This is a genomic window from Neobacillus sp. MER 74 (assembly GCF_023714155.1).
In genome coordinates, this window is record NZ_JAMAUV010000011.1 from 119,402 (window position 1) to 141,623 (window position 22,222).

At 40.1% G+C, this 22,222-nt stretch carries 18 protein-coding genes; 3 read left to right on the forward strand and 15 right to left on the reverse strand.

Annotated elements, in window-relative coordinates; translation table 11 throughout:
- Positions 1 to 76 precede the first annotated feature (76 nt).
- The 13 genes from M3610_RS18190 to M3610_RS18250 form a co-directional block, all read right to left on the reverse strand.
- A complete protein-coding gene (locus M3610_RS18190; protein ID WP_251461230.1) occupies positions 77 to 1,615 on the reverse strand; it encodes a CehA/McbA family metallohydrolase domain-containing protein in 1,539 nt (512 codons plus the stop codon).
- A gap of 213 nt (positions 1,616 to 1,828) precedes the next feature.
- On the reverse strand, positions 1,829 to 2,632 hold the full coding sequence (locus tag M3610_RS18195; RefSeq protein ID WP_098573980.1) for a prohibitin family protein: 804 nt from the start codon (positions 2,630 to 2,632) through the stop codon (positions 1,829 to 1,831).
- Between the two features lie 78 nt (positions 2,633 to 2,710).
- The gene (locus M3610_RS18200; protein WP_251461232.1) at positions 2,711 to 4,465 is read right to left on the reverse strand and encodes a putative bifunctional diguanylate cyclase/phosphodiesterase; all 1,755 of its coding nucleotides are present in this window, start codon (positions 4,463 to 4,465) and stop codon (positions 2,711 to 2,713) included.
- A gap of 177 nt (positions 4,466 to 4,642) precedes the next feature.
- On the reverse strand, positions 4,643 to 5,590 hold the full coding sequence (manA, locus tag M3610_RS18205; protein WP_251461285.1) for a mannose-6-phosphate isomerase, class I: 948 nt from the start codon (positions 5,588 to 5,590) through the stop codon (positions 4,643 to 4,645).
- A gap of 19 nt (positions 5,591 to 5,609) precedes the next feature.
- Positions 5,610 to 6,482, reverse strand: coding sequence for an ROK family protein (locus tag M3610_RS18210; protein ID WP_251461234.1), 873 nt, complete (start codon positions 6,480 to 6,482; stop codon positions 5,610 to 5,612).
- Between the two features lie 26 nt (positions 6,483 to 6,508).
- Positions 6,509 to 7,738 carry an MFS transporter gene (locus tag M3610_RS18215; protein ID WP_251461236.1) on the reverse strand — a complete coding sequence of 410 codons (1,230 nt, stop codon included), beginning with the start codon at positions 7,736 to 7,738 and terminating at the stop codon, positions 6,509 to 6,511.
- A 30-nt stretch (positions 7,739 to 7,768) separates the two neighbouring features.
- Positions 7,769 to 10,294 (reverse strand): beta-mannosidase, encoded by a 2,526-nt coding sequence (locus tag M3610_RS18220; RefSeq protein ID WP_251461238.1) that lies wholly within the window; start codon positions 10,292 to 10,294, stop codon positions 7,769 to 7,771.
- A 125-nt stretch (positions 10,295 to 10,419) separates the two neighbouring features.
- Positions 10,420 to 11,484 carry a BtaManbiosPhlase gene (locus M3610_RS18225; RefSeq protein WP_251461240.1) on the reverse strand — a complete coding sequence of 355 codons (1,065 nt, stop codon included), beginning with the start codon at positions 11,482 to 11,484 and terminating at the stop codon, positions 10,420 to 10,422.
- 27 nt (positions 11,485 to 11,511) lie between these two features.
- A complete protein-coding gene (locus M3610_RS18230) occupies positions 11,512 to 12,456 on the reverse strand; it encodes an MTP-1 family protein (protein WP_251461242.1) in 945 nt (314 codons plus the stop codon).
- Positions 12,434 to 14,056, reverse strand: a complete 1,623-nt coding sequence (locus tag M3610_RS18235; protein WP_251461244.1) for a glycoside hydrolase family 13 protein — start codon at positions 14,054 to 14,056, stop codon at positions 12,434 to 12,436. Before M3610_RS18235 ends, M3610_RS18230 begins: the two co-directional genes overlap by 23 nt.
- A 20-nt stretch (positions 14,057 to 14,076) precedes the next feature.
- Positions 14,077 to 14,907, reverse strand: coding sequence for a carbohydrate ABC transporter permease (locus M3610_RS18240; protein WP_098573970.1), 831 nt, complete (start codon positions 14,905 to 14,907; stop codon positions 14,077 to 14,079).
- Complete coding sequence (locus M3610_RS18245; RefSeq protein WP_251461246.1) at positions 14,894 to 15,772, reverse strand: carbohydrate ABC transporter permease; 879 nt, start codon at positions 15,770 to 15,772, stop codon at positions 14,894 to 14,896. Before M3610_RS18245 ends, M3610_RS18240 begins: the two co-directional genes overlap by 14 nt.
- The gene (locus tag M3610_RS18250; protein WP_251461286.1) at positions 15,772 to 17,091 is read right to left on the reverse strand and encodes an extracellular solute-binding protein; all 1,320 of its coding nucleotides are present in this window, start codon (positions 17,089 to 17,091) and stop codon (positions 15,772 to 15,774) included. Before M3610_RS18250 ends, M3610_RS18245 begins: the two co-directional genes overlap by 1 nt.
- Positions 17,092 to 17,557: 466 nt before the next feature.
- Between M3610_RS18250 and M3610_RS18255 the strand changes: the two genes are divergently transcribed.
- Positions 17,558 to 18,574: a LacI family DNA-binding transcriptional regulator gene (locus tag M3610_RS18255; protein ID WP_251461247.1), complete on the forward strand. Its 1,017-nt coding sequence runs from the start codon at positions 17,558 to 17,560 to the stop codon at positions 18,572 to 18,574.
- A 104-nt stretch (positions 18,575 to 18,678) separates the two neighbouring features.
- On the opposite strand, the gene corA is transcribed toward M3610_RS18255, so the two are convergent.
- Both corA and M3610_RS18265 read right to left on the reverse strand, forming a co-directional pair.
- The gene (corA, locus tag M3610_RS18260) at positions 18,679 to 19,626 is read right to left on the reverse strand and encodes a magnesium/cobalt transporter CorA (RefSeq protein ID WP_251461249.1); all 948 of its coding nucleotides are present in this window, start codon (positions 19,624 to 19,626) and stop codon (positions 18,679 to 18,681) included.
- A gap of 172 nt (positions 19,627 to 19,798) precedes the next feature.
- Positions 19,799 to 20,581 carry a phytanoyl-CoA dioxygenase family protein gene (locus M3610_RS18265; protein WP_098573960.1) on the reverse strand — a complete coding sequence of 261 codons (783 nt, stop codon included), beginning with the start codon at positions 20,579 to 20,581 and terminating at the stop codon, positions 19,799 to 19,801.
- Positions 20,582 to 20,699: 118 nt separating this feature from the next.
- Between M3610_RS18265 and M3610_RS18270 the strand changes: the two genes are divergently transcribed.
- Both M3610_RS18270 and M3610_RS18275 read left to right on the forward strand, forming a co-directional pair.
- Positions 20,700 to 21,596: a helix-turn-helix transcriptional regulator gene (locus M3610_RS18270; protein WP_251461251.1), complete on the forward strand. Its 897-nt coding sequence runs from the start codon at positions 20,700 to 20,702 to the stop codon at positions 21,594 to 21,596.
- A gap of 313 nt (positions 21,597 to 21,909) precedes the next feature.
- Positions 21,910 to 22,200, forward strand: a complete 291-nt coding sequence (locus M3610_RS18275; RefSeq protein ID WP_251461253.1) for a c-type cytochrome — start codon at positions 21,910 to 21,912, stop codon at positions 22,198 to 22,200.
- Positions 22,201 to 22,222 lie beyond the last annotated feature (22 nt).

Here is a 22,222-nt window from a genome sequence, read left to right on the forward strand (position 1 = left end):
TTCCATGTCTCAACCAAGATAATGGAAAGACGAGGAGCATATAGACCCCTCGTCTCGACTCTATTCATTTCATAAATTATTTACTAGATTTGACGAAAATTGGGTTTGAATAGAACCAAAGATCATTCCAAGGATTTTCCCCTTTAGGATCGGCGGCTGGTTCCAACTGGTCAGTGTTAGTACCACGTAAACGAATATAGCTATCTTTGTCCACATCTTTTAACGTATGAGTAATGATGATGTATTCACCGTCTTTTTTCCAGTCACTTTCTGTGAAACGCTTTACGACTTTTGTTGTCGGGTTAGAAGCTGCTGAGCGGTCTGCCACTTTTCCATTCACTTCTCCCATGATTAAGTCAACACGTTGAACATTTGGCTTATCACCATGCGAGTTCGCAGCGTTGGGATCTTTGATCCGAACGGTGACTGTGACATCCGTTTTCTTACTTGGAAGTGTAAGTGTTTCACCGATTGTCGCTGTATTACCTTTTGCCGCTGCATGCAATGGTGATTTGCCGCCTGCTTGTACTTTCACATCCAGTTCTGAGATCAGGTCACCCGTTGTAACAAATACATTACCTTTACGAAGGTTTTCCATTACATCCTCATAATTTTTCTCTGCTTTTACATAGGTTTTAGAATATTCACCAGGCCAGAAGTCACTTCCTCCATCACGCCAGTTCACATGGGAGTCTGATGTGGCAGTAATCCACCAGTGTCTTCCTTCGCCTAACATCGAATCCCATAAACCACCAACGATAGCAGACATTTGATCAAATCCACCCATTGTTGGCGCGTTTGCGTTTGAGTAACTACCACGAGATCCTTTAGGGTCAAGAGAGCCATTTGGATTAATCGCACCTGCTTGGTGACCAGGAGCACCCTCCATACCAATAGAGATATTTGGTGCAGTATCATTCCAATTACGGAACTCTTGCGGAGTATCTTGTCCCCATACACCAACACCTGTCGCTGAACGAGATGGATGATGTGCGATCGAAATTGGAAGCTCGTCCATTTGCTTCATATAGTTAAGAGCTTCTATCATTTTGGATTCAGTGTTTCGGCTTGAGTCAGTTGGATAAGCCTCACGAGAATTAAACTTGCTTTCAAGGTCATATAGAACTTGGGATTCATTTTCACCTTTTGGGATCATTAGCGTGCTGTGGTCTGCTCCGGGTGTGTCTAATTCCATTCCGTAGAATTGAAGAAGATCAGGAACAGCTTCACGGGATTTTAATAATTCAGGGTACGCTTGCTCTAAGTTGACCTTGGAGTGGTTTGGACCACCATGATCTGTTGTCATTACCCAATCAAGTCCATATTTCTTAGCATTTTCCGCATTTTTCACAATTGGATAAATGGCATCGCCGCCCCGTATGGCTGTAGGAGGGTTGGTAGAATTGTCCCAGCCCACACTCCATTCACTATGTACATGGTGGTCACCCGCAAGCCATGATGCGCCATTCTTTTTCACTTCTTCTTTGGACAATAATTGTGCTTTAGCGTTTTGATTATCGCCATCATGAAAGAGCGTTTGCGTTGTCAAAGCAGTGGTCGCAAGAACTGTTGTTGCTAATAAAGGTATGGCTTTCTTTTTAAATCGTGATTTCATACTTCCAATTCCCCCTAAGATTTATTCACAATTAAAATAGTAAACTAGGATTGTTAAGGGGATATGTAGGTTTAGTAAAGTCAGCGTTAATCTAATGTAAAGTTTAGAATTATAAAAAAAGAATTAACCCCAAAAAAAGAGAGCTTAAAGCTCTCCACAGATTGAGAGCCGCCGCTATCAACCTTTTTCTATTTCAATACTCCAAGTCGCCGCTTATTTTTTCGAAAGTCCCTCCACATCAATAAATGGCGTAGCTCCGCCTGTGACACTTGGCAGGTGCCCATCCCATTTTTCTAACGCCTTTTCTTGGACTTCGATTTGTTTTAATTGAATCAATGCCTCAGTTACTTCTTGTTTTTTCAGTCGCAATGCTTCCGCTTCTGCACCCGCTTGAGCCACTTTCTGCTCAGCCTCGATTTTCACTCGTTCGAGATCTCTTTTTGCCCGTAATGCATTTTGTTCGGCGGTCTGTTTCGATTCAATCGCTTTATTGAATTCATCACTAAACGCGAATTCCTTGATATTAATATCTTCTAGAATCATATAGTATTTTGTTAATTTACCAGCGAGCATATCCTTCACCTTCGCCGATACTTCCGGCCGTTTCGAGATTAGTTCTTCGGCGGTGTACTGGGCAGTAATCGCCTTGAGTGATTCCGCAATTGCTGGGTCAACGATCCGGGTACGATAATCCAAGCCGATTTCTTGATAAAGCTTATTCACGGCTTCTGGGTCAGCCGAATAGTTGACGGCCACCATCGCGGTGACCATCTGGAGATCCTTAGAGGCCGCTGTCTGTGAACTTTCTTCTTTTTGAACCCGGACCTCAATCGGCTGTACAGTTTGAATGAATGGAATCTTAAAATGAAATCCTTCGGTTAAAATTGTCGGTTTAACGGCCCCTAATTGTAACAAAACCCCTCGGTATCCAGAATCCACGGTAGTACCAGAAAAAAAGCCAACCACGATAATCACCAGCGCAACAAGTCCGCTAATTATCGATTTCGTATAGTTCATTCTGATCACACCCCTTTAAATCACTTTATGAAAAAAGTTCCAGATTTATACAGAGGAAAACCCGAAGACTATCCGCTCTTAGAAAAACTTCTCCACCAATTCAACAGAAGCGGGCCTGCTAAAATAGTAGCCTTGCATTTTATGGCAGCCAATGCTGCATAGATAATGGTATTGCTCCATGTTCTCGACACCTTCAGCGACCACATTCATCCCCAGGTTTTTGCCCATGGCCACCAATGCCCGGCAAACAGACTTCTGGTTTTTATGATCCAAACCCTGGATAAACGATTTATCAATCTTGATCGTATTAAAAGGATATTGAACAAGATAACTTATGGAGGAATAACCAATCCCAAAATCATCAAGAATGATATCAACCCCATATTCTTGCAATTCTTGAATGGTTTTCAACGTTCTCTCGACATTGGTCATCGCCGTTCTTTCGGTTATTTCAATTTTTATTAATTCAGGCGGTAAGTCATATCTTTCTAATGAATCTTTAATCGTTTCAATGAAATTCTCCTGATTAATTTGCCGAGCAGGAACATTAATGGAGATATAAAAAGGCGGTAAATTCCTATCCATCCATAACCGGCGCTGGCTGCAGACCGCTGCCAAAACCCAATTGCTCAGTTTAATAATCAGATCGGATTCCTCAGCAATCTGGATAAATTCACCTGGTGAAATGCTTCCCAATACAGGATGTTCCCAACGAAGGAGTGCTTCCAAACCAATGGCTTTCTTGGTATATATATCAAAAATGGGCTGATATTCTAAATACAACTCATTTTTTTCAATCGCCTGATGAAGATGTTGTTCCAGGAGCATTTTTCGTGACAGACTCGTTGCCATGCCCAGTTGATATTGCTGAATGCCCGTCTTATTCTCCTTAGCCAGATACATCGCCTGATCGGCTCTCATCATAAGCACATCGCCATCTTTTCCATGGTCGGGATAAATACTTGTCCCGATACTGACACTTATCCTGTACTCATGTTCATTCAGCTTAATTGGCTCCGCAACCACTTGGCTTATTTTTGCGGCAATTTCATCAACCACTTGGCCATTCGGCAGGTTTTTTAATAGAATGACAAATTCATCTCCACCCTGGCGTGAAATGACATCTTCCGAACGTATATGACTCTTTAAGCGATTCGCGATGATTTTAATCAATCGATCACCCATTTTGTGCCCCAGTGAATCATTGATATCCTTGAACCGATCAATATCGATGAATAAGATCCCTGCAAACCGGTGATTTTGCTTCGCCTCTATAATGGCGGTACAAAGCTGTTCATCAAATTTTCTGCGATTTGGCAGCCCTGTTAATGGATCATGAAAGGCTAAATAGGTTAATTCTGCTTCGTTTCTTTTCCGCTGATTAATATCCATCACAACACGATCAAATCTCACAGGACCAACTGCCGGCTCCTCAAAAATGGGAACGATATAATCAAAAACCCACTTCTCCATCCCATTAACGGTGCGAATCCGATATTCAAGTTTAATAGACTGCCCCTTTTCCAATAAAGTCAGCTGCGATAGGACGGCAGTTTTATCTTGCGGATGGATGATCTCCATCCACAAATAAGGATTCTGGTTAAATTCTTCCTCGGAATAACCCAAAATACGCTGGCAGGCTGAGGATATTTGAAGGGTCTCCATCGTCTTAGCATCAATAGACCATAAACAAATATCAATTTCGTTAAAAATATGATCCCAATTGCTCAATTCATAAAATGGATGGCTCAAAGGCACGGGGAGATTGAGCAGCACGGATTTGAAGGGTTGAATAAACAAACTTACATCGGACTTTAGGGATTGATTTCTCATAGGGGCTCCTCTCTATGGTTTATGAAATAATCTGTATATTGTATATCTTAAAGGAAATATCGGACTTTGAATGCTTCAAATGTCACTGGATTGTGGCGTTTTTTTGACAAAAAACAAAAAGCGTAAAGATCCTTTTCACGGAATCTTTACGCTTTATTATTAGCCAATGTAGATATATCAAGTATGCGATACGATCAATTCACAATGCCCGTCTACTTCAAATTCGCCAAATCCCACAGGGATGATCAGATGAGAACCTTTCTTTAAACCATAGGGCTGACCATTATGAAGAAGTGTTCCCTCTCCATTAATGACGCTGAGCAGCAAATATTGATCATGAAATGAGAAAGCAGCTTTTCCGCTAACCTCCCATTTATAAACAGAAAAAAAGTCTGACTCCACAAACGTTGTAATCGTTACATTTTCACCTTCCTGAACTGTAGGAGCGACCCCAGCATTTTGATGAGGCACTGTTGTCACTTCAATTGCTTTTTCTAAATGCAGTTCGCGCAAATTTCCTTCTGCATCTCGGCGGTCGTAATCATACACACGGTACGTGGTGTCAGAGCTTTGCTGCGTTTCTAAAACTAACGTTCCTTCACATAAAGCATGGATCGTTCCGCTTGGAACATAGAAAAAGTCGCCTGGTTTGATTTTGACCCTGCGCAGCAGCTCGTTCCATTTCCCATCATTTATTTGCTCGATTAATTCTTCTTTTGTTTTCGCATTATGGCCGAAAATCATATCGGCGCCTTCTTTACAATCGAGGATATACCAGCATTCGGTTTTCCCAAGATCCCCATTTTCATGAACCTTTGCATATGAATCCTCAGGATGGACCTGAACGGATAAATCCATGTTGGCATCTAATATTTTCGTTAAAAGTGGAAAAACCTCATCCTTCGGGTTTCCAAAAAGCTCGGGATGTTTACGGTATAAATCGTCCAATGCCATACCCGCATATGGACCGTTTTCCACAATAGATGGCCCATTAGGATGTGCGGAAATCGCCCAGCACTCCCCTGTTTGATCATTCGGAATGTCGTACCCAAATTCGGTTTGTAAGGCGCTGCCGCCCCAAATTCTCTCTTTAAAAACTGGTTTTAAAAATAATGGTTGCATAATAAATCCCTCCAGGCTACGTTTATCGTTGATTTTCCTCTTGAAATGCTTGATGAGCAAGCATGAGCGAGCCGGTAATTCCCGCATTGTCACCTAAACCAGGACCGACAATATATTCAGTAAGATCCGGCAAAGACACATACTCATTAATAAATTCCTTCAAATACTTATAGACAGAAATAAACACTTGCTTTTGCTTCATCACTCCCCCGCCAAGGATAATTTTTTTCGGCGAAAGAATCAAGACATATTGCATCAGGGCTTGGGCAATATAGTATCCTTCTAGGTCCCACACTTCCATTCGATCAACAAGCTGATCTCCTTTTGCTCCCCAGCGCTCCTCAATGGCAGGTCCAGCCGCTAGACCTTCTAAGCAATCATGGTGATAAGGGCACTTCCCTCGAAATTCGTCATTTGGATGCCGTCTCACAAGAATATGCCCCATTTCAGGGTGCGAAAGTCCTTGAAGAAGCTTCCCTTGAACAATGGCACCTGCCCCAATTCCAGTACCAACTGTAATATACAAGCAGCTATCCAAACCTTTTGCCGCACCAAAGGTAACCTCTCCCAATGCCGCTGCATTAACATCTGTATTAAACCCAATCGGCACGGAAAATGCTTCTTTTAATGATTGAACAAACGGATAATCCCTCCACCCCGGCTTCGGCGTAGAAGTAATATGACCGTACGCAGCACTTTCCGGATTCACATCAATGGGACCGAACGAACCCACACCAATTGCCTTTATAGGATATTGATTGAAAAATTCAACCACCTTTGGCATCGTTTCCGCGGGTACAGTGGTTGGAATCTGAATACGGTCTACAATATTACCCTTTTCATCGCCAACAGCACACACAAACTTTGTCCCGCCTGCTTCAATTGCACCCAACATACAGAAATACCTCCAAATAAAAATTTCTACATTTCATTATAACTGCCCATAGATCCCTTTTTTGATTTTCTCCAAATAAAATATAGGGTTGGAATCATCAGCACATAGATAATCGGAAAAAGACTAAACGAGACAGGTAAAAGCAGGTCAAAATCAAAGTATTTTCTCATCGCTAAAAACAAAAATACTCCTATGATTCTTCCAACTCCGAGTGGAATTTCTCGAATAATGATATAATCCAAACGCTTGACCTTGTACTCGGGGTCCTTCTCAATCGCTTCATAAATCATGGCACTCATCGAGGTGGTAACCATATTATGGGCTAACGGCGAGACAATTCCAAATATAATCAATGATAGGAGGACAGGAAGGATGGATAACAATATAGAACTCAAAAATATACTTACCGAACCGATCGCATAAATGGCGAGACGATATTTCGGATTAGAGAACTTAGCAAGCAAATAGAATGTAACAATGGCAATCAACTCAGCTGCCATATTATAAACTCCTAAACTTAATTCTCCGCCTGCTACCTTGAAGGTAATCATCGTAATCAAGAAGGTCCCGTACACGCCAGATACAATCCCATCAGCAAACATTACCTTGTACATCTTTTTCCATTCCTTGGACGGATTCCTGATAACATCCCAAAAATAACTTTTTGCTGTAATTGGCTTTCCCTTCACTTTTAGAGAGGTTAAAAAGGATAGAAAAAAGAATAGACAAGTTCCAATGAAAACGACATAATACCCCAGCATGCCTTCCAATTGCGAGATGATGATTCCTGACAGAACCGGGCCGATCACACCTCCAATGGTAAATAGAATACCTTGTACATATAAAAATTGATCCCGATTATTATTGGTTGTTAAATCTAATACAGCCAAATGCATGCCGACATAATACAGGCTCATTGCTAATCCATTTGAAAATCCTAACAACATGATATGTTCACTTAATGTGTCATGAAAAAGAAGCATAATTAAATAGGTAATCAGATAAAAGACAAATCCTAAACGCATCGTAATCATTGGGCTCGTTTTCCTAGCCAGCCATCCGCAAAGGCCAAAACAAAAGATGATCGCGATGGACCAATACAAACTATAGTAAGCTAGCAGTGAATAGGTTTTATCCAATTTCCATAAGAAAACACTTTGAAACACACCGGACAAAACGCCGCCAAAGGAAAATAAAGCATTCATCAGTAAATAAAACTTTAATTCCGTAGAAAAAGACTTAAAAATTTGAAGCATTCTTTGATCTCCTTTTGCAGAAGAGTCGGCCTAGAAGGCTTTTTTCACTCCTGTTTTTACACTATTAATGGCCTTCACTCTCAAGGTTTCCCATGGAACGTCTTTCCCCTCAGCCTGTCCGACCTTAACCGTTCTGCTCATATTTGGCAGTAAATCAAAGAAATTATCCTCGATGACAAGCTGCTCCATATCCATTTCAATGGTGACCATACGCGCGAGCAGATTCGCGGATAGGGTCAGCTCATTTTTCTCACGGTCAATCGAAACAGTTACTTCAGACTCTTCCAATCTCAAATCCTTTTGGTCGCGGAAATAGTAGAAGTTTTCATCGGTTTTATTCCTTTTGGAGCGAATGACGATCACGGCCTCTTCTGGCTGCAGACCACTAAGGGCCTCCTGCTCTAAAACAACATCTACTTGCTGCGAAACATTGGCTGGGATCGAAACTGTCCATTGCTTTGAAAATACTTTTTCGCCAGTAAATTGATAAACGGCCAGTTCAATTTCATCTTCATAGGTTTCTAACCGGTCATTTACCACCCAAATAGCCATATCCTTACCTGGTTCATGTGCAAGCGTTAATAGAACTGGACTAAAGAACTTTCTTGCATAATGATAGGAAGCCTTAGGCAATAAATAATAGTCGATAACTGACCAGCTTGTCCCCGGCCAGCAGTCATTTAACTGCCAAAATAACGCACCGCTGGTATGTGATTTATGGCGCCTGTAATGTTCGATGCCATACTTCAAACCTTCTGCTTGCGTTAACATCGAATAGGCAATGTACTCATCTAAATCCCTTGGAACCCCTGTATAGCCTTCCATCAGCAAGATTCCTTTTGGATGATGGATATCTTTATTTCGATAGGCCATTTCCTCGCTTCCCCAGTAAAATTGATCCTTGGGGATATTTCGTTCTAATGTATAACGATTAGAAGAAGCATGCATGCCAAACTCACTCGCAAAGAGTGTCGTATCATTTTTAAAATTTTTAAATGACAGCCCTTCGACGCTGTAATTCACCGTTTGCGGCTCACCAAACGTTCTCGGCTCAATATTCCCGTGCCAAACCTGCCAATTATGCGTGTCGCCCTGATCTCTTGAATTATGATCATTCCCGCCGAATGGCGAGCTTGGCCAAAACAGACGAGTTGGGTCGAGTTCTTCAAGTAATTCCGGCATTAATTCATGATAGATTTTTTCACCGTAAAAAGGATGAGTGATTTCACCTGATGAAAACAACGCTTCATACAGCCAATCATTCTCATTGTTTCCACACCAAAGTGCCAGGCAAGGATGATTACGGAGTCGTTTGACCACATGTATGATTTCCTCTTTGACGTTGGCCATAAAGTTCTTATTATAATCCGGATAGAGCGCACAGGAAAACATGAAATCCTGCCAGACTAAAATGCCAAGCCGATTACACTCGTCATAAAAAACCTCTTTTTCATAGATGCCGCCGCCCCAAACGCGAAGCATATTCATATTCGCATCTTTGGACATCTTGATTAAGTGCTTGTAACGGGAATCTGGAACTGCTCCGATAAAGCTATCAATCGGAATCCAATTGGCCCCTTTAGCAAATATCTTTTCACCATTTAACACAAAGGTAAAACGATGGTTTCCATCCTCATCCTTACGCATGACCTCAATCGTTCTAATCCCAAAGTCTTCTTGATAATCATCCACTTTCGCACCATCCGCAAACAATTCAACCTTTAGTTGATAAAGATGAGGTGTGCCAATATCATGTGTCCACCATAGCTTTGGATTTTCCACTTCCAACACAACGGTTGCTTGTTTGCGGTCTACTTTTCCTTTAGCTGAGTAACTTTCTGCCCCATCGGAAAGGGTAACATCGACCACATAATCTTTATCTTTTCTAAATGAAGCTATATCCACTTCAACCTCGATAATGGCTTTGTCATGAGAAATGGATTTCGTTTTCGCAAATACCGAGTCGATTTTCGCGAAAGTTCTCTTCTCTAAATGAACTTCCTTCCATATCCCTGCAGCAACTAAGCGCGGCCCCCAATCCCAGCCATAATGACTTTGAGCCTTTCTTGTCCAGATTCTTTTCTTGCTAAATCCAGACCAATAATATTGAACCTTGTCTTTCACATGAACATGAACTGGATCAAATTTTACCGCCAAAACATTTTTTCCTTGCTTTAACTCCCGTGCGACCTCAAAGCTGTGACTAATATACATATTCTCCGTTGAACCCAGTTCCACACCATTTAAATAAACGGTAGCAAATGTATCCAACCCTTCAAAAATCAGCTCATAGCGGTGGTCTTTACTAACATCACCATTGAACTCAAACGTATTGCGATACCACCAAACCTTTTCCTCTACCCATTGACATTTCAAATCATTGTGTCCGTAAAAAGGATCTTCAATTAACTTTCGGTCAATCAAGGTTGAATGAACATCGCCAGGTACGGATGCTGTCATCCAGAAGTAATCAATGTATTCAGGTGCAGCGACCTCAAGATCACGTGCGGCCCCTACATCAAAATGTTTTATTTTCCAGTTATCATTTATTTTCATCGTTTGTCACCTGCCATTGAAAAATGCTTACAGTATTACCGTTTTATTAGTGAAGCCTCTAGTAGCGTAAAACATAATAAAAAGGCCAAAATCAGTCTCAGGATTTTGGCACTTAATTTTTCAAATTATAAATAAGTCAATGAATCCAAGATTTCTTTTAAGCTTAATTCCGCACATGCCATGGATGTATCAGCAACACCGTAAAACATTTTAACTACATCGCCTTCAACAACCGCACCGCATGAAAAGACTACATTCCCAAAGAACCCTTCTACTTCATAGTCTGCTTCAGGCTCAAGAATCGGTTGGTTGGAGCGTGCAATGACCTTTGTGGGATTTTCTAAATCTAGGAGAACGGCTCCCATACAATAGCGGTGATCCTCAGTTGCACCATGATAAAGCTCCAGCCAGCCTTTTTCTGTCTTAAACGGAACAGCCCCTCCGCCCATACGAGCGCTATCCCACATACCCTCACGTAAACCTAGTAAATGCTTGTGATTCCCCCAATGCAGGAGATTAGTTGATTCAGCAATCCACATTTCTGGCTCCCCTACACTTTTCGGAACAGGGCGGTGGAGTGCGTAATATTTCCCATTAATTTTTTCAGGGAAAATTAAGACATCTTTATTTTCCGGTGCAAAAATCATCCCATGATGTTCAGTAGTTACGAAGTCCTTTGTGGAAACCATCGATTCTCCCACACCAACAGGCGAAACCGCACTAAAATAGATGTAATACGTATCTTCAATCTTAGTAATCCTTGGGTCCTCTATCCCAAATGTTTCTAACTCATTCGAAGGGTAAACGAAAGGATTCTCATCAATGGTGAAATGATGACCGCCATCTTTGCTTCTTGCAATCCGCAAGTAGGCGATAGATGTTAAATAGTCCCATGAATGTACATCCCCGCTTTTTCGAATCACACGTGGATCAGAGAAGTCATACGCAGGATCGTCTAAACGGAATTCTAAAATCTCAAGTTCGTTTGTTTTGGGATTATAAATGGGCGATTTAATGATATTCGGGTCACCACTAATTGGTCGTTCAGCGACACGAAGAAGCATGATAATTTCATCCTTATACGTTGTAACACCTGCATTAAAAGCACCGATCACTTCAAAATCAGCTCGATGCGGTTTCACATCTGCTGGAGTAACTAGAGGGTTCTCTTCATATCTATATACATTCATTTTAATGACTCCTTTGTTGTATCAGATTTACCGCTCGTATTGTAAAAACGGATCGACAATGGTAATTTTTTGAGCTTCTGCATCACTAATTCCTGCATAAATATCAGCCGTTCCATCGGGTTTTCGAACGAGCCCGCCACTAAAGACGACATCTTCTAAGTCTGGACGCTTCGTTGGACCAGGGAGGAACTGACTTCTAGTTGCGATTAACTCCATATCTGAAAACTCACTTGTTTCCGGATCAAGAGCAAATACCATTGGGTAATAGTGGCGGTTTCCTTCTTCATCAAAGGAGGCAACATGTCCTAATACTCCAACAAGACCATTTGATAAAAGATGCGGCTCGTTGGCTCCGCCCCATTCTTCATCAATGAACTGCCCTTGTAGTAACGGCGCTTCGTTGACCACATCAACAGTCAATTCTTCTAAGGAAGAAATACTAGTCCAGCCAATTTTTCCTCTTCCGCCTTTTTCCCCCTGAGGTCTGGTTAATACTCCAATGCTTCCATCCTTTAGTTCGACTAAACGCAGATCTTTCATTCCGTCAGGACCTTTTGTAAATTCTTGCAGGCTTGCAATCGATTGACCTTTATAAAAAACGGTTCTCCAGCCAAGTTGCCCTTCATTCGTTGGATGAGGGAAAATTTGAACGCCCCCCACTACTAGCTCTCCTGAGATTCGAGTAAAGAAAGGATCTTGCAATTCCAGGACTGGCGCATTTTCTCTTGGTACCCACTCGCCATTTCTTTCGATAAAGAAGTATACATTGGAGTGTTCACTGTCACGTGATTCCACTCGTCCGGCAATGACTAACTCTCCCTCATCCTCAAACGGTGCGCTAATATTATAGACATCATTTTCCCCAATGCCGGAGAATACAATTTTTTCCGGATTGGTTGGTTGTGTTTTCGATTTATATTCCCCTAACAGCTGTTCACATGTTTGAGCATTACCTTTCCTTAACAAGGTCATTTCCTATTTCCCCCTTTAGGATCATTGCTTCCTTCGCTAAAATTGTTACGGCACTTTCACGATCCAACCTTGTTCGATGTGTTGAAAGTAACAACTTCATGGAGGCTGCTCCCTCCACTTCAAGCGTTCTTGGTTGATCAGTGAAATTCAAAACGACTAATATTTTTTCAACTGAATCCATTCTGACAAAATAGATCATTCCCTCTTCATTTCGCAAAACTTCATAATCCCCGAACTGCAGAGATGAGTGGTCCTTTCGCAGCTTCAGCAATTTTTTATAAAAAGAAAGCATCGATTCTGGATTATTTACCTGTTCTTCAACCGTAACTTTATAGGCATCGTCTGGAACCGTAATCCACGGCAGCCCCTCTGAAAAGCCGACATTGTCCTGTTCATTCCATTGCATCGGGGTACGAGACTTGTCGCGCGATTTTTCATTCGCAACCATTAGGGCTTCTTCAGGTGACTTCCCCGCTTCTAATGCGAGCGTATAGCCCATGATTCCTTGAATATCTTTCATTTTCGATAGGTCGTCTGTCATCCAATCGCTCATCCCGATTTCATCGCCAAAATAGATGAAGGGGACACCCTTTGCCGTCAGCATCAGAGTTGCAACCAGTTTGGCACGATCATTATCGCCGCCAAATCTTGAAATATGCCTGGACATATCATGACTAGAAAAGAATAATGTTGGAATTTGCGTAGAATCATAGATTTTCTCTGTTTCCACTAATTGCCCAAAGAGCCTATCTGTATCAAACTCAGCCATACTCCCGATATTAAAATTAAACACCACATCTAATTTGTGTAGGCCCGAATATTTTTTTAGAACTTCCAAATCCTCGGAACCTACCTCACCAACAAGGAATTTATCTGGATATTGATGAACAAACTCGGCAATTTCCTCAATCGTCGCTATAATTCCTTCTTGGTCTTTATCGTACAAATGAATTTGTTCCTTTTTCTCCCAATCATATGGATTGTCCTGAAGCGAATCTTTCACCTTTAAGAAGTTGATGACATCCAGCCGGAAACCATCGATTCCTTTTTCAAGCCAAAATTTCATCACATCAAACATCGCCTGTTTCACTTCAGGGTTGGCCCAGTTTAAATCCACCTGTTCCTTCGCAAAGGCATGGTAGTAATATTGATTCGTCCTCGAATCGTATTCCCAAGCCGGTCCGCCAAAGAATGATTCCCAATTATTCGGCATATCTCTCCAGATATACCAATCACGCTTCGAATCATCCTTAGCGGACTTTGACTCCTGGAACCATGGATGATGAGAAGAAGTGTGATTGAGCACTAAATCGGCGATGACCTTGATCCCACGTTGATGCGCTTCTTGTATAAACATTTCAAAATCCGCCATCGTGCCATAATCCGGATCAATTCCATAATAGTCGGAAATGTCATAGCCATTATCGACCTTTGGTGATGGATAAAACGGAGTCAGCCACAATCCGTCAATCCCCAATTCTTTAAGATAGTCGAGTTTAGAGGTAATCCCCGAAAAGTCGCCGATTCCATCACCATTTCCATCTTTAAAGCTGGGCATATAGATTTCATAAAAAGTCGATTGTTTCCACCATTTCACCATAGTACTAAAACTCCTATTAATTACTTAAGTGTAAATTGCATTCCTTCTTGGAACTTTTTCGCAAATAGTAAGAAGATAATAATGATTGGCATGGTTAATAACACCGCTGCCGCGTACATAGGCCCTGGATAGCCGCCATAAGGACCAAACATTTGTGATAAAAGGACGTTTAAAGTTAGCATATTATCGCTCTTCGCGACTAACATATCCCATAACAACTCGGTCCATCTTTCCATAAACAAGAATAAGAAGATAACAGTCGAAATCGATTTCGACATTGGCAGGACGATTTTAAACATGATTTGCAATTCACTCGCCCCATCCAATTTTGCAGCTTCAATAAATGTATCTGGTATCGCCTTAAAGAAGTTGGTATACATAAATACAGCCCATAAGCTGAGGGCTTTTGGTAAAATCATTCCCCAATAAGAGTCATACATGCCGAGTCTTTGAATCACAAGGAACGTAGGGATTAACAAAATAATCGCCGGGAAAAACATTTGAAATAAAATCACATTATTAACGGTGTCTCTTCCTTTAAAAGGAATTTTCGCTAAGGCATACGCAACCATAACACCAGTGACCATCATTAAAAACGTAGATGCACCAGAAACGATAAAACTGTTAAAAAACGCATTAAGCCATGGCCTTGGGATGACCGCTTCGCCCCCACCAAGCAGCCATTGATATGATTTCAAGCTGTACTCTGTTGGAATGAGCTTCTTATCTACTTGATCCCAAACAGCAAAGGAATTTAACACCATATAAATATACGGAAAGATCATAATCAGTAAGAGAACAACGGCAATTAGGTAACGAAACAATAATCCGTTTTTCTTAGCTCCACCCATTTCGTTTCCCCCACATTTCTAAGAGTTTTCGAATGATAAATATTGAAATAAACGTTACTACTGACGCAATAATGGCAATCGCTGAAGCATAGCCCGCTTGAAGATTCGTGAATGCTCTTGTAAAAATCTCCATTTGCCATGTATTAGTTGCAAAATTTGGTCCTCCACCTGTTAATTGATACACCTCTGTGAAAATACCAAATGTAACACCAATCGATAGGATTAATACTGTAAACAAAGCCGGGTACAGAAGTGGAAAGGTGATCTTCCAGAAACGCTGCCAGCCTGTTACCCCATCAATACTAGCTGCTTCATAAACTTCCTTATCAATACTCTCAAATCCTGACGTTAAAATTAGTGCATAGTAGCCAGTGAATTTCCAAGCGATAATCATCGCAACGACAAAGAGTGCCGCAAAAGGTGTTCCAAGCCAGTTTATATCTAATCCAAATGAGCCCCTCAAAAATTCATTCACTGGACTGTTGTAAGATAAGATCCCTTTAACGATAAATGACGATACAACCCCTGATGCTAAATAAGGCAGGAAAAACCCAATTAAAAATAGCCCTTTAAATTTAGGTAATCCTTGAACGATTAAAGCAACGATAATCGAAGATGCCACAACTAACGGCACAAACAATGCCATAAATTTAAAACTTACAAAAAATGCACTTTGAACCCCTGGACTCTTGAAAGCCTCCATGTAATTTTCCATACCAACGAAACTAAAAGTTGGTGCAATCAAATTCCAATCAGTAAAGGATAAAAACAGTGACCATACCAGTGGAATCAGAAAGAAAACGACCGCATATATAAGATAAGGACTGGCAAATAGCCAGCCCAACCTTCCTTGCTTTGTGCTCATTATTTAAGAGCCCCCTCAATTGCTTCTTGCATGTCCTTCCAGGCAGTTTTCGGATTTTTCTCACCTTTTACCACTGGATTGAAGGCATGTTGACCAATTAAAGTCTGAATATCATTGTATTTTGAATTATCCATCGGCGGGATACCGTTTGGAACGGCGGCTGCATATGGTTGTAATGCTGGATTTTTGTCAAAGAACGCTTTAAACGCATCGTTTGATGTTAAATCATCACGGGCAGGTGGTAAGCTTGTCTTTTCAAGCCATTTCAAATCATTTTCAGGTTTTGAATACACCCACTTAATGAAGTCCATCGCTGCTTTTTGTTGTTCTTTTGTTGCAGAAGCGTAAACAACTAGACCTTTTGTATCAGCAAACGTTTTTACATTGGTAGTATCTGTTCCATCTGGAACAGGTGGAGGTGTTAATGTATAGGTTTCATTGAATTTCATTTCTGGGAATTTTTCTTCCCAGTATGGAATAGTCCAAGGACCCACATCGACAAAAATTCCTAAACCACTTTCAAACGGATCTTTTGATTGTCTTGTTAACAGTGCATCAGCTTTACGAAGATCATCCATTAAGCCCAGTACTTGTTCACCAGCTTTTTGATCACCTGTGAATTTCGTTCCCTCAACAAACTTGTTACCATTTGATGCTGCATCATACAACATGAAGAAGTCGAACCATCTTTTCCAAGCTGTTGGATCAGCAAGGTCTGCTTTTGCCCATAAATATTTATCAGGATATTTTGCTTTTAATTTCTTCGCTACATCTAACATTTCGCTATAAGTTTTTGGCGGCTCGTTAAACCCGAGCTCTTTTAAAACATCCAATCTCCAGCCAAATAACATCGCATTTGAGTAAATGGGTAATACGTATTGGTGGCCGTCCGCAAACTCCCAGCCCTTCATCGTATTTTCCATGTTACGGTTTTTCTTTACTTCATCCCATCCATCTAATTCATCTAATGGTACAAGCGCTTTGCTTTCAGATAATTGAGCGGCAAACCCACGGTTGATATTTTCAGACATGGTAGGCGCGCTTTTACCTGCAATCGCAGATTGGATACTTGCTTCAGATGTCGGGCTTTCCTTCATAGGACTTACATTAACTTTGATCTTAGGATTTTCCTTTGTAAACTCTGCTGCGACTTCCTTCCAATATACTTGCTGTGTTGGGTTTGGAGCAGCCCAGAATTCAATTGTTGTTACTCCATCCTTTTTACCTGTTTCTTGCCCTGTGTTGTTACCTGTAGAACAGGCTGCAAGACCAGAAACTGTAAGAGAAGCTGCGAATAAGATTGATGCTACTTTTTTCATTTTCATCTTATATTCCTCCAATGACTAATTCTAATCCAACCTTTTAATAAAAGTAGTAATGCCCTAAACTATAATTACACTATACAATTAATCACACGTGTTTCTGATGGCGTAACTGCCTTATCTGACAGCGCTATCAAATGCATTCAAAAAAAAGTATACTATTTGTAATCCAAGTCAAAAATTATGGTATTAACCCAAATCCCTCATTTCTCAACAAGCATTGATAGAATTACAAAACAAAAAATAACTATTTAGTCATGTATTTTATCACCTTACAGACGTAATTATTGCACCTTACTTTAATAAAGTCAACAATTAATCACTAAAACCATAAAGTTTATTATAAATAACTTACATTTCTGTCATCTACATAACTATTGTAATTTTCATTTTGTAACGTTACAATAAAATTACAAACAATGACAAATTATTATTAAGATATAGATTAAGGGAGATCAAAGAAATGGAAAAAAAAGTGACTATGCAGGATATAGCGGATCGGTTAAATATCTCGAAAAACTCCGTTTCCCAAGCGTTATCTGGAAAGCCGGGAGTTAGTGAAGATACCCGCAGGCTTGTACAAACTACTGCAGATGAATTAGGTTATTCCTATTCTAATAGTAGGAATCAAAAGCAAGTTGAAAAAAAGACACTAAAAAACATCGCTCTAATTGCTTCTGATTATGCATTTTCACTTAAAAGCTTTTTTGGTGAAATTTACTTAAGTGTTGAAAAAGAGCTTAGAGCTCGGGGGATGAATTTGTTTATTGAATCGATTGATAGCGAAACCAAAAATAATTTAATTCTGCCTTCCTTATTAATAAATCACGAAATCGATGGCATTTTAATCCTATCTCATATCAGTACGGACTATATTTCTACGATAATAAATACGGGGATCCCTACGGTTTTAATTGATCATCATGAACCGCACCTAGAAGCGGATTCGATCCTGACCAATAATCGGTTCGGAGCCTACACTGCTGTGGAACATTTAATTCAATTAGGTCATCGTGAAATAGCGTTTGTAGGTAATGTGGACATTTCTCCTAGCTATCAAGAACGATTAGAAGGATACCTGCTAGCTTTAAAAAGATACGGGATAAGCCCTAATGAAGATTTCATATTAACCAACACACAGGAAAATCAGCATGATATCAATTTATTTCTTAATGGCCTTCAAGCCATGCCTTCAGCATGGTTTTGTGTGAATGACGGCAAAGGTTTCCTAGTTACATCCATATTGCAGCAAAGAGGTTTAAAAGTACCAGAAGATGCCTCTGTATGCAGCTTTGATAATGGGCAATTGTCACAAATTGCAACCCCTACGATTACAACGATGGATATCGATTTAAATTATTACGGTAAAAAGGCAGTCGAACAACTTTGTTGGAGAATGGAAAACAAAGAAGAACCGTTTCAGGAAATCCTTTTACCAACCAAGTTAATCATAAGAGAGTCCACTGCTAAGAAAAAATAATAATCATCGGAGTGAATTTATAAACAAATACAACCCCGCTGCCACTTTTTTTAGTGATAGCGGGGTTGTTATTTTGAAAGGATAATATTTCTAGATTATTTGCATTACTTTTTAAATAACCAGCCTTTTTTGTAAAACCAAAAAATCATTACTGTGACTATGATCGCCATAACCCCGAGCGTAATAAAATAGCCGTATTTCCAATGTAACTCTGGCATATGGTCAAAATTCATTCCGTACACGCCCACAATAAATGTAAGTGGCATAAAAATGGTAGTGATCACGGTAAGTGTCATCATAATGGAGTTCATTCGATTGGATTGAACGGACATGTAATTCTCCCTCATATCAGAAGTAACGTCTTGATTAGAAGCAACCATATCTGTTAACTTCATCAAGTGATCATAGATATCGGAAAAATAATGGTGAATTTGCTTTGTGTCCTGAATCCGCTTCGAGTTTATCATCCGGTATAACAAATCTCTCATCGGAATGATCGTTTTCCGCAAACGAATCAGATCTCTGCGAATCTCATAAACCTCTTCGATGATTTTTTTGCTGCTTGCTTCCTTCTCTTCATATTCATTTAGCTTGTCCTCAATTTGATGCAAAATCGGAAAATAGCAATCTACTAATTCATCTATAATGCTATGAAGAATAGATAACGGGCCAGCCATTTCCATTTCATTACTTGCGGATAATTTTTGCTTAACCACATCTATCGCCTCTTCCTTTTCCTTATGAAAAGAAACGACATAGTTTTCTCCCACAAAAACATCTATCTCCTCGCACCTTATTGTTTTACTTAATGAATGTAAAACAAAGAATAGGACTCCATCATAATAATTCATATTGGGGCGCTGGATAAAATGCAGACAATCTTCAATCGCCAAGGGATGAAAGTGGAAAAATTCACTTAACAACTTAGTTTCCTCTTCAGTTGGTTCCTCAAAATCCACCCAATAAAATTTGAAACAATCTGACCTTAATTCCTCCAACTTAACATCTTTTATTAACTGGTTATCTTGTGTAATCGCATAGGTAAAAATCATTCATAAACCTCACTTTATTGATTTCAGCCTTTCCAAATTGCACTTCTCTCTTTTTAACGGTCTATTTAAAAGATATTACCATAAATGTGTTAACGTTACTTACACATAAAAAATGAGCTTGGAAAATGTATCTCCCAGCTCATTTATTTCACTGACTAATTGTATTATATTTTCATTTCACTATTTTCGAGGCAAAATCTGCATGATAATCACGGAAGGTCGGGTTTTCTCCACAGACCATCAAGCCTTGCCCCCAGTTTACGTGTACATCGGCAGTCGGTTTATCCGACGGGTCCCGATATTGGAATAATACGTTTCTCCGCGGCCGGTCACTTCGATTACTATCCGACCCGTGGATCGTTAAATAATTAAAAAACAGAACGTCACCTGCTTCGGCAGGGCACGGGGTCCCTATGGAAATCGGATATTCCTTATGATTTAAGTAGTGACGGCCTACATGTGAAACGGGACCTTCTTGATGAGATTTTGGAATGACCCTCAGGCATCCGTTTTCCAAGTCTGCATCATCAAGATGAACACTAGCAGCCAACATAGTATGACTTTCGTGAGGAAAATAAGGATGATCCTGATGCATGGGAAAAGCTGCTCCCTTTTCAGGTGGCTTAACCAGCATTTTGGAGTGATGTAACTGCACATTCGGTCCGATCAGCTTTTGCAAAATAGACACCATATTGGGATGGATTACCGCTCTAGAAAAGGCTGCATCATGATAATGAACATCATGAAATCCTTTTAACACCAGTTTTTTTAACTCGTTCGCTGGGATGTACTCCCCTTGCCATGCATGATTTCGATCATGTTTTGTATTGGCTGCACGTTGAATAATCCGTTCTACTGCGGTTTTCATTCTCTCTACTTCCTCTTTTGAAAAAACTCCTTTAACAAGCAAGTATCCATTTTCTTGGTAAAATTCAGCTTCCTTTAAAGTAATCATTCTTTTTCCTCCTTTAAGGTTGATCATATAATTGTTATAATTTTAAGAAAATAATGGGTTTCTGTCTTTATCCAAATAGGCTGTTTTTTTGTCTTTTGAAGACATCGGAGGGATGTTTTTGATCGTTCAATCATGTAAACACAGTGAAGGAAGTTTAAATCAATATGCCCTGGGGCCGCTTGGAGAAGAAATTGCCTTTAAGGTGAATTACTGGGGGGTGAACCCAAAGCATTTCAACAATCCCGTACATAGGCATTCCTTTTATGAAGTGTGTTATGTACTAAGTGGAGAAGGACTTTATAAAGACTTGGATGACCAATTTCGGTTAAAGAAAGGGACATTATTTTTATCTCGTCCGAACATTCATCATCAAATTCTAAGTGAAACAGGACTGTTTCTTGTATTTGTCGCATTTGAGATTTTACATGAAAAATCAATGGATGAGGCCAGTCACAGGTTTAATCAACTGGCGAGAACCAATAGGATTTGTATCAGTGAGGCAGATGATTCTCCAACGGCCTTAATCTGGAGGGCATTAGTAGATTATACGTCAAACGGGAGCGGCGACGATTTCAATATAATTACTAGTATGGCACACACACTCATACTGTCCTTTCACTCTTTGTTTTCCGAAGCAAATCAGCGAAACCGCAGTCCTGAAAAAATCTTTTCGAATAGTTCTCCTACACACTTGTATCAAGCAAAATTGTTTATCCGCGATAATTTATCAGAACCCTTGAAGCTAGAGGATGTCGCCGACTATCTTCACATTTCTAGTCGTCATTTATCGAGGCTCTTTTCTAATGAATTGTGTGAAAGTTTCTCCCATTATATTCGCAAGGAAAGGGTACGAGAAGCGGCTCGCCTGCTTGAAATGACAAGCATTCCGATTAAAGAAATCGCTGATGTTACCGGCTTTGGATCCGTGCATTACTTTACACGCGTATTTTCTACGATGATGAACTCTTCACCTGCTAGGTATCGAAATGATTACTTGAAAAAGAGAAAAGACTGAAATCAATTGAATAACAAGATGAAGAATTTATTGGCATAAAAACAGTAGATTTACTTTTTAAACAAATTCAAGGTGAGAATGTACCAATACAAAATATGATAGATTTCAAATTGGTTGAAGGTAATAGCGTATCAAATATAACCCTGTCTGCCCACGTTCGTTCCTAGGATGTGATTAGCTGTTTATTGAACACTCCATATGTCCTTTATAGCGCGAAGTTTACATTTTTGTTCATATTTGAAGTGAAATTTCGCACCCAAACTCTATTAAGATAGATATAAAGAACAATTATTATGTGTTTGGAGGAAACATCGTGAGTCGACTGTGGGTGGCTGTAGTGTTGGCACTTATATTAGTAACGGGCTGTTCATCAACTAAATCCAGTACAGCAATGGATGGGGAAGAAATCTATAAAGAAAGTTGTGCCGCTTGTCACGGCGATACATTACAAGGAGCTGTTGGCCCGGGATTAACAAATATGAAAGGTAAATATTCAGAAGCGGAAGTTCTGAATATTGTCAACGAAGGCACGAAAAAAATGCCTGGAAATCTATTAGATGCGGAAAAATCAGAGATTGTAACAAAATGGCTGATGGAAAATTAGTTACTACTAGCCGCAGCTACAA

Excerpts from the sequence above, each read along its gene's own strand:
- M3610_RS18255 (WP_251461247.1), top strand. The coding sequence starts at position 17,558 with ATGGAAAAAAAAGTGACTATGCAGGATATAGCGGATCGGTTAAATATC.
- M3610_RS18210 (WP_251461234.1), bottom strand. The coding sequence starts at position 6,482 with ATGTTGGGTGCAATTGAAGCAGGCGGGACAAAGTTTGTGTGTGCTGTT.
- corA (WP_251461249.1), bottom strand. The coding sequence starts at position 19,626 with ATGATTTTTACCTATGCGATTACACAAGATAACCAGTTAATAAAAGAT.
- M3610_RS18195 (WP_098573980.1), bottom strand. The coding sequence starts at position 2,632 with ATGAACTATACGAAATCGATAATTAGCGGACTTGTTGCGCTGGTGATT.
- M3610_RS18240 (WP_098573970.1), bottom strand. The coding sequence starts at position 14,907 with ATGGGTGGAGCTAAGAAAAACGGATTATTGTTTCGTTACCTAATTGCC.
- M3610_RS18220 (WP_251461238.1), bottom strand. The coding sequence starts at position 10,294 with ATGAAAATAAATGATAACTGGAAAATAAAACATTTTGATGTAGGGGCC.
- M3610_RS18225 (WP_251461240.1), bottom strand. The coding sequence starts at position 11,484 with ATGAATGTATATAGATATGAAGAGAACCCTCTAGTTACTCCAGCAGAT.
- M3610_RS18215 (WP_251461236.1), bottom strand. The coding sequence starts at position 7,738 with ATGCTTCAAATTTTTAAGTCTTTTTCTACGGAATTAAAGTTTTATTTA.
- M3610_RS18235 (WP_251461244.1), bottom strand. The coding sequence starts at position 14,056 with ATGGTGAAATGGTGGAAACAATCGACTTTTTATGAAATCTATATGCCC.
- M3610_RS18250 (WP_251461286.1), bottom strand. The coding sequence starts at position 17,091 with ATGAAAAAAGTAGCATCAATCTTATTCGCAGCTTCTCTTACAGTTTCT.
- M3610_RS18200 (WP_251461232.1), bottom strand. The coding sequence starts at position 4,465 with ATGAGAAATCAATCCCTAAAGTCCGATGTAAGTTTGTTTATTCAACCC.
- M3610_RS18265 (WP_098573960.1), bottom strand. The coding sequence starts at position 20,581 with ATGATTACTTTAAAGGAAGCTGAATTTTACCAAGAAAATGGATACTTG.
- M3610_RS18190 (WP_251461230.1), bottom strand. The coding sequence starts at position 1,615 with ATGAAATCACGATTTAAAAAGAAAGCCATACCTTTATTAGCAACAACA.
- M3610_RS18230 (WP_251461242.1), bottom strand. The coding sequence starts at position 12,456 with ATGACCTTGTTAAGGAAAGGTAATGCTCAAACATGTGAACAGCTGTTA.
- M3610_RS18245 (WP_251461246.1), bottom strand. The coding sequence starts at position 15,772 with ATGAGCACAAAGCAAGGAAGGTTGGGCTGGCTATTTGCCAGTCCTTAT.